Genomic DNA, 6674 nt, shown 5'->3' on the forward strand with positions numbered 1-6674 from the left:
CGTCATGACCGAGCGATTCATCCCCGCCACCCCGGCGCCACGCATCGTCCCCTGCCCGACCTGTGGCGGCGACAGCCTGTTCTCGCCGGACAACCTCTGGCGCCCGTTCTGCAGCGAGCGCTGCCGGCAGATCGACCTGGGCCACTGGTCCGACGAGTCCTTCCGGGTGGCCGCGCCCCCGACGACCGTCGACGAGGACGACGCCTCCAAATGAAAGAACCGGCCCTCGGGCCGGTTCTTCATTGCGCGTCTCAAGCGGGGAGCAACTCCCGCCGCACGAGATCCTGGCGAGCGAGCTCAGGCGTCGTGAACAGGTGGGTGTGCCACCCGAGTGCCTTCGCCGCCGCGATGTTGGCCGGATGGTCGTCGAGGAAGAGCACCTCGTCCGCCTTCGCGCCGAACTGCTCGAGCGCCAGATCGAAGATGGCCTTCGACGGTTTGGACTCCTTCACCCGGCCCGAGAACACGCCCGACACGAACCAGTCCTTCAGCGGGAAGGTCTGCTCGAGATAGTCCGCGTACGGCTCCGGCATGTTGGACAGGAAGTGCAGCGTGTGCCCCTGCGCCTTCAGGTCGCGGATCAACGCGGCCGTGCCCTCGATCAGCTTGAGTTCCGACGGCACGGCGTCCATCACCGCCACGATCTCCTCGCGCGGCCAGCCGGTGCGGGCGTGGATGCGGTCGGCGGTCGTCGGCGCGTCGATCAGCCCCTGGTCGAAGGCGCCCCAGTCGCCGCTGTAGGCCTGGAAGAAATGCTTGGCGACCTCGGCGCCCTCGATCTCATCGGGAACGCGATGGGCCCAGACGCGGGCCAGGAAACTCGGCGGATGCCAGTGGAACAGCACCGCGCCGAAGTCGAACACGATCTTCATCTGTGGGGATCTTTACTGCTGAGGGAGAAGGGGATCAGCCGCGCACCTTGGCGAGCAGCCCGGCGGTCGAGCCGTCCAGGCCCGTCGCGTCGCCGGAGCTCAAGCGCGGCAGCAGGCTGTTGCACAGCGCCTTGCCGAGTTCGACGCCCCATTGGTCGAAGCTGTTGATGTTCCAGATCGCGCCGCTGACGAACACACGATGCTCGTACAGCGCGATCAGCGCGCCCAGCGACGACGGCGTCAGCGCGTCCAGCAGCAGCGTCGTGCTCGGACGGTTGCCCGGGAAGCTGCGATGGCGGGCGAGCACCTCGGGATCCAGATCCTTGGATGCGGTGGGTGCCGACTCGGCGCGCGCGGCCTCGGCGGTCTTGCCCTGCATCAGCGCCTGCGACTGCGCCAGGCAGTTCGCGAGCAGCTTGACGTGCTGGTCCTTGAGCTTGTCCAGCAGTTCACCCCGCACGTGGTCACCGAAGTTGGGCGTCTTCACCGCGATGAACTCGACTGGGATCACGTCGGTGCCCTGGTGCAGCATCTGGAAGTAGGCATGCTGGCCATTGGTGCCGGCCTCGCCCCAGACCACCGGGCTGGTGCCGAAGCTCAGCGGATCGCCGGCGCGGTCGACGCCCTTGCCGTTGCTCTCCATCTCCAGCTGCTGCAGATAGGCCGGCAGCCGGCGCAGGCCCTGGTGATACGGCGCCACCGAGCGGCTGCTGAAGCCATGGAAATTGCGGTACCAGACGTCCAGCAGGCCCAGCAGCACGGGGAGATTCTTCTCCAGCGGCGCGCTGCGGAAGTGCTGGTCCATCGCATGCGCGCCGGCCAGCAGCGCGCGGAAGTTCGCAGAGCCCACTGCGATCGCGATCGGCAGGCCGATCACCGACCACAGCGAGTAGCGGCCGCCCACCCAGTCCCAGAAACCAAAGGTCGTGTCGATGCCGAACTCGGCCGCGGCCTTGGCGTTGCTGGTCGTCGCGGCGAAATGCCGCGCGATGTCGGTGCCGCCGCTGTTCAGGAACCAGGCCTTGGCGGCCATCGCGTTGGCCAGCGTTTCCTGCGTCGTGAAGGTCTTGGACGCGACGATGAACTGCGTCGTCTTCGGATCCAGACCGCGCAGCACTGGGGCCAGGTCGTGCCCGTCGACGTTGGAGACGAAATGCAGCTTCAGGCCCGCCGGCACATACGACTGCAAGGCTTGCACCACCATCGCCGGACCGAGGTCCGAGCCGCCGATGCCGATGTGCACGACATCGGTGATGCCGCTGGTGGCTTGGTCACGGACGCGATCGGCAAAGGCGAGCATGCGATCGAGCGAGGCCTGCACCTCATCCGAGAACGGTCCCTGGCCGGCCGGCGCGCGCAGCGCCGTGTGCAGCACCGCGCGGCCCTCGGTCGCGTTGATGGGGTCGCCGTTGAAGAGCGCCTCGCGCTGCGACTCGAGTTGCACGTCCCGGGCCAGCTGCAGCAGCAGTTCCAGCGTGCGGGCGTCGATGCGGTTCTTTGACAGGTCCGCGAACACCTCCGGCGCCTGCAGCGACCAGGCCGCGAAACGGCCAGGGTCGGCCGCGAAGGCCTGGCGCACGTCGAACGCGCGGCCGGATTGCTGGAAATGGCTTTGCAGGGCCGCCCAGGTCGGGCTGCGGTCGCAACGCGGGGACTCGGTCATCGCAGGCTTTCGATCATCTGGTCCAGCTTGCCGGCGTCGGCGGCAAACAGGCGGATGCCTTCGGCCAGCTTCTCGGTGGCCATGGCGTCCTGGTTGAGGGCGAAGCGGAACGCCGCTTCGTTGAAGGAGACCTTGGGCAAATCCAGCGCCTTGGCCGCGTCCGCGTCCAGCGCGTGCGTCAGCGGGGCCTCGCTGGCCTGCAGCTGGGCCAGCAGGTCGGGGCTGATGGTCAGCAGGTCGCAGCCGGCCAGCGCCTGGATCTGGCCGACGTTGCGGAAGCTCGCGCCCATGACCTCGGTCTTGATGTCCTGCTTCTTGAAGTAGTTGTAGATCGCGGTCACCGACTTCACGCCGGGGTCGTTCGCGCCGGCGTTGGCGGCCTCGTCCCAGTTCGCGCCGGCGGACTTCTTGTACCAGTCGTAGATCCGGCCGACGAAGGGCGAGATCAGCTGGATGCCGTTCTCGCCGCAGGCCACCGCCTGGCAGAAGGAGAACAGCAGCGTCAGGTTGGTGCGGATGCCTTCGAGCTCGAGCTCGCGCGCGGCCTGGATGCCTTCCCAGGTCGAGGCGATCTTGATCAGCACGCGCTCGCGGCCGATGCCGGCGTCCTCGTACATCTGGATCAGGCGGCGCGCGCGGGCCAGCGTCGCGACGGTGTCGAAGCTCAGGCGCGCGTCCACCTCGGTCGACACACGGCCCGGCACGACCTTCAGGATCTCCAGGCCGAAGGCGACCAGCACCTTGTCGACCACCAGGTCCAGCGCGTCGGTCTTGTTGGCGGCGACGGTGTCCTCGAGCAGGTGGGCATAGTCGGGCGACTGCACCGCCTTGAGGATCAGCGACGGATTGGTCGTCGCGTCACGCGGAGTGAACTGGGCCAGTTGCTTGAAGTTGCCGGTATCGGCGACGACGGTGGTGAAAGCCTTGAGTTGTTCGAGCTGGTTCATGTGCGTGGACGCCTGGGAGGGGCGGGAACGGGACGGAGCGCGTCGGGGTATGGGCTTTGCCCCTCGACGCAGACGGGGAAACCCCCTATTAGAACTGCTTGTGGTCCGCTGCCCGGAGGCTCCGCGCACGTTGACCGGCCCAAGAAACTGGGGCATCATAATTCCGGTAACTCCGTTACATCAAGACATCGCCAACAACTCTTACGCCCGGATGCGGGCGCCGCGCTCATGTCCTTCGATCTCGTCTTTTTTGGTGGCACCGGTGACCTGACCTGGCGCAAGCTGATGCCCGCGCTCTTCCAGGCGTTCCGGCACGGCAAGCTGCCCGAGGGCGGCCGCATCCTGGCCGTCGCGCGCGACGACCAGTCCGACGAGCGCTACCGCGAGTGGCTCAAGGAGCGCTTCCAGGAAGTCGAGGCCGGCAAGCGGCCCAACGACGAGGAGTTCGCCCGCTTCTCCGAGCTGGTGCATTACCGCCGCATGGACCTCTCGCAGCCGGACCATTACGCGCGCCTCAAGGAGTGGCTGGGCGAGCGCAATGCCGACACCGTGGTCTTCTACCTGGCCACCAGCCCGCACCTGTTCACCCAGATCTGCCAGCAACTCGGCGCCGCCGGCCTGAACGGCGACAAGGTGCGCGTCGTGCTGGAAAAGCCGCTGGGCCACGACCTGGCGAGCGCGCAAGAGATCAACCGCGTGGTGCGCTCGGTGTTCGCCGAGACGCAGGCCTTCCGCATCGATCACTACCTGGGCAAGCCCTCGGTGCAGAACCTGATGGCGCTGCGCTTCGGCAACGCGCTGTTCGAGCCGCTGTGGCGCCGCGAGAGCATCGCCAACATCCAGATCACGCTGGCCGAAGGCCTGGGCGTCGGCACCCGCGGGCCGTTCTACGACGGCACCGGCGCGCTGCGCGACATGATCCAGAACCACGCGCTGCAGCTGCTGACGATGATCGCGATGGAGGCGCCCTCCTCCAACGACGCCGACGCCATCCGCGACGAGAAGCTCAAGGTGCTGCGCGCGCTCAAGCCCTTCACCGCCGAGAGCGTCGCACGCGACGTGGTACGCGGCCAGTACCGCGCCGGCAATGTCGATGGCAGGCAGGTGCCGGGCTACCTCGACGAGGGCAAGATCCCCGCCGACAGCCACACCGAGACCTTCGTCGCGCTCAAGACCGAGATCCAGAACTGGCGCTGGGCCGGCGTGCCCTTCTACCTGCGCACCGGTAAGCGCCTGGCGGCGCGCGACGCGCAGATCGTCATCAACTTCCGTCCGGTGCCGCATCCGATCTTCCCGGGCGGCAGCTGCCCCAACCGGCTGATCATCAAGCTGCAGCCCGAGGACGGCCTGGAGCTGCAGCTGATGGCCAACAAGGGCGGCTCCAGCAACGAGGCGCTGAGCCCGGTCTCGCTGGACCTGGACTTCGACAAGGCCTTCGCCCACACCCGCGTGGGCGCCTACGAGCGGCTGCTGCTGGACGCGATCGCGGGGCGCCTGAACCTGTTCGTGCGCAGCGACGAGCAGGAGCAGGCCTGGCGCTGGGTCGAGCCCATCCTCAACTTCTGGAAGCAGGACAGCACCGGCCCGCGCACCTACGTCGCCGGCAGCTGGGGCCCGCCGGCCTCGAGCGCGCTGGTGGCGCGCGACGGCCATTCATGGATCGAGGAATGCTGACGCGATGAGCATGCTCGAACGCATCAAGGCCGCGCTGCCGGCACTGCCGCCGGCGGAGCAGCGGGTCGCCAAGCTGCTGCTGGCGGATCCGCGCTCGTTCGCGAACCTGCCGGTCAGCGAGCTCGCCGACCGCTCGCACGTGAGCAAGCCCACCGTCGTGCGCTTCTGCCGCAGCGTGGGCTACGACGGGCTGGCCGACTTCAAGCTGAAGCTGGCCGGCAGCGTCAACGAGGGCGTGCCCTTCGTGCACCGCGCCGTCGACGAGGACGACAAGCCCGGTGACCTGATCGTCAAGGTGGTGGACAACGCGGTGGCGGCGCTGCTCCATTACCGCAACGACGCGGCGAGCCATGCCTTCGAGCGCGCCATCACGGCGCTGTCGGAGGCGGCGCGCCAGCACCGCCGCATCGAGTTCTATGGCGTCGGCAACTCCGGCATCGTGGCGCAGGACGCGCAGCACAAGTTCTTCCGCCTGGGGGTGAACACCTTCGCGTGCAGTGACGGCCACGTCCAGCTGATGAGCGCGACCATGCTGGACAGCGGCGACTGCGCGGTGATCATCTCCAACTCGGGCCGCAGCCGCGACCTGATGGACGCCGCCGAGATCGCCCGCAAGAAGGGCGCGACGACCATCATCATCACCGCCAGTGGCTCCCCGCTGGCGCAGATGGGACAGCTGCCCGGTCAGGTGCTGCTGGCCGTCGACCACCCCGAGGACTACGACCGCTACAGCCCGATGGTGTCGCGGCTGCTGCACCTGATCGTGGTGGACGTGCTGACCACCGGCGTCGCGCTGCGCCTGGGCGAGAACCTGCGGCCGATGCTGCAGGAGATCAAGCGCAACCTGCGGACCAAGCGCTACGCGCAGTAGGCGGCCGGTCCGCACCCGGCGCCCGGCGCCCGGCGCCGAAAGCGGCCACCCAGAAAGCCGACGCGCTGATCGCGGCCCGTCGTCATTGGTGCTGGCTCGTCATGCCATCTCGGCGGGCGCCGCGACGTCAGGCCAGAACAGATGCTCCAGCGCGTAGACCCGGGCCAGTTCACGCAACTCGCGCGGCGCCTGCTGCAGCGTCAGCTGCCAGCCGTCCTGGCCGCACAGGCGCAGCGCGCTGAGCAGCAGGCTGAGCGCGGCGGAGTCGAAGTCGTTCAGGCCGCTCGCGTCCAGCGTGATGCCGCGACCGGCCGCATTGCCGACCTGCGCCAGTTCGGCGCGCAGCGCGCCCTCGAGCCGCGCCCATTCCTCGGGCGCGTTGTCCAGGCGCAGCCGCGACGGCAGCTTGAGCATCGCCTCAGCCCTTCTTGGCGGCGGAGGCGGCCGGCGCGGGGCGGGCGTTGCGCTCGGCCAGCGACTTGATCAGGCCGTCGATGCCCTTGGCATTGATCTCCTGCGCGAAGCTGTTGCGGTACTGGTCGGCCAACCAGATGCCCAGCACGTTCACGTCATAGATCTTCCAGCCGCCGTCGGTCTTCTCGACGCGGTAGTCGAGCTGGATGGGATCGCCCTTGCCCCGGATCTCG

At 68.2% G+C, this 6674-nt stretch carries 8 protein-coding genes; 3 read left to right on the forward strand and 5 right to left on the reverse strand.

Annotated elements, in window-relative coordinates; all coding sequences use genetic code 11:
* The first annotated feature begins 4 nt into the window (after positions 1–4).
* The gene (locus tag FUT87_RS02965; RefSeq protein ID WP_091727156.1) at positions 5–214 is read left to right on the forward strand and encodes a DNA gyrase inhibitor YacG; all 210 of its coding nucleotides are present in this window, start codon (positions 5–7) and stop codon (positions 212–214) included.
* Between the two features lie 37 nt (positions 215–251).
* Here FUT87_RS02965 and FUT87_RS02970 read toward each other — a convergent pair whose 3' ends face one another.
* The 3 genes from FUT87_RS02970 to tal are packed head-to-tail and all read right to left on the reverse strand — an operon-like array spanning position 252 to position 3482.
* A complete protein-coding gene (locus FUT87_RS02970) occupies positions 252–872 on the reverse strand; it encodes an HAD family hydrolase (protein ID WP_147240033.1) in 621 nt (206 codons plus the stop codon).
* A 34-nt stretch (positions 873–906) separates the two neighbouring features.
* A complete protein-coding gene (gene pgi / locus FUT87_RS02975; protein ID WP_147240034.1) occupies positions 907–2535 on the reverse strand; it encodes a glucose-6-phosphate isomerase in 1629 nt (542 codons plus the stop codon).
* Positions 2532–3482, reverse strand: coding sequence for a transaldolase (tal, locus tag FUT87_RS02980; protein WP_147240035.1), 951 nt, complete (start codon positions 3480–3482; stop codon positions 2532–2534). Before tal ends, pgi begins: the two co-directional genes overlap by 4 nt.
* A 228-nt stretch (positions 3483–3710) precedes the next feature.
* Here tal and zwf point away from each other — a divergent pair, with 228 nt between their 5' ends.
* The gene (gene zwf / locus FUT87_RS02985; protein ID WP_091727164.1) at positions 3711–5156 is read left to right on the forward strand and encodes a glucose-6-phosphate dehydrogenase; all 1446 of its coding nucleotides are present in this window, start codon (positions 3711–3713) and stop codon (positions 5154–5156) included.
* Positions 5157–5166: 10 nt separating this feature from the next.
* Positions 5167–6027, forward strand: a complete 861-nt coding sequence (locus tag FUT87_RS02990; RefSeq protein WP_067065809.1) for a MurR/RpiR family transcriptional regulator — start codon at positions 5167–5169, stop codon at positions 6025–6027.
* Between the two features lie 99 nt (positions 6028–6126).
* On the opposite strand, the gene FUT87_RS02995 is transcribed toward FUT87_RS02990, so the two are convergent.
* Both FUT87_RS02995 and FUT87_RS03000 read right to left on the reverse strand, forming a co-directional pair.
* Positions 6127–6441, reverse strand: coding sequence for an STAS domain-containing protein (locus FUT87_RS02995; protein WP_091727166.1), 315 nt, complete (start codon positions 6439–6441; stop codon positions 6127–6129).
* A gap of 4 nt (positions 6442–6445) precedes the next feature.
* Positions 6446–6674, reverse strand: a 229-nt coding sequence (locus FUT87_RS03000) for a phospholipid-binding protein MlaC (RefSeq protein ID WP_147240036.1), incomplete at its 5' end; no start/stop codon positions are given.

Source organism: Mitsuaria sp. TWR114 (genome assembly GCF_007997345.1).

Excerpts from the sequence above, each read along its gene's own strand:
- tal (WP_147240035.1), bottom strand. The coding sequence starts at position 3,482 with ATGAACCAGCTCGAACAACTCAAGGCTTTCACCACCGTCGTCGCCGAT.
- FUT87_RS02995 (WP_091727166.1), bottom strand. The coding sequence starts at position 6,441 with ATGCTCAAGCTGCCGTCGCGGCTGCGCCTGGACAACGCGCCCGAGGAA.
- FUT87_RS02990 (WP_067065809.1), top strand. The coding sequence starts at position 5,167 with ATGCTCGAACGCATCAAGGCCGCGCTGCCGGCACTGCCGCCGGCGGAG.
- FUT87_RS02965 (WP_091727156.1), top strand. The coding sequence starts at position 5 with ATGACCGAGCGATTCATCCCCGCCACCCCGGCGCCACGCATCGTCCCC.
- zwf (WP_091727164.1), top strand. The coding sequence starts at position 3,711 with ATGTCCTTCGATCTCGTCTTTTTTGGTGGCACCGGTGACCTGACCTGG.
- pgi (WP_147240034.1), bottom strand. The coding sequence starts at position 2,535 with ATGACCGAGTCCCCGCGTTGCGACCGCAGCCCGACCTGGGCGGCCCTG.
- FUT87_RS02970 (WP_147240033.1), bottom strand. The coding sequence starts at position 872 with ATGAAGATCGTGTTCGACTTCGGCGCGGTGCTGTTCCACTGGCATCCG.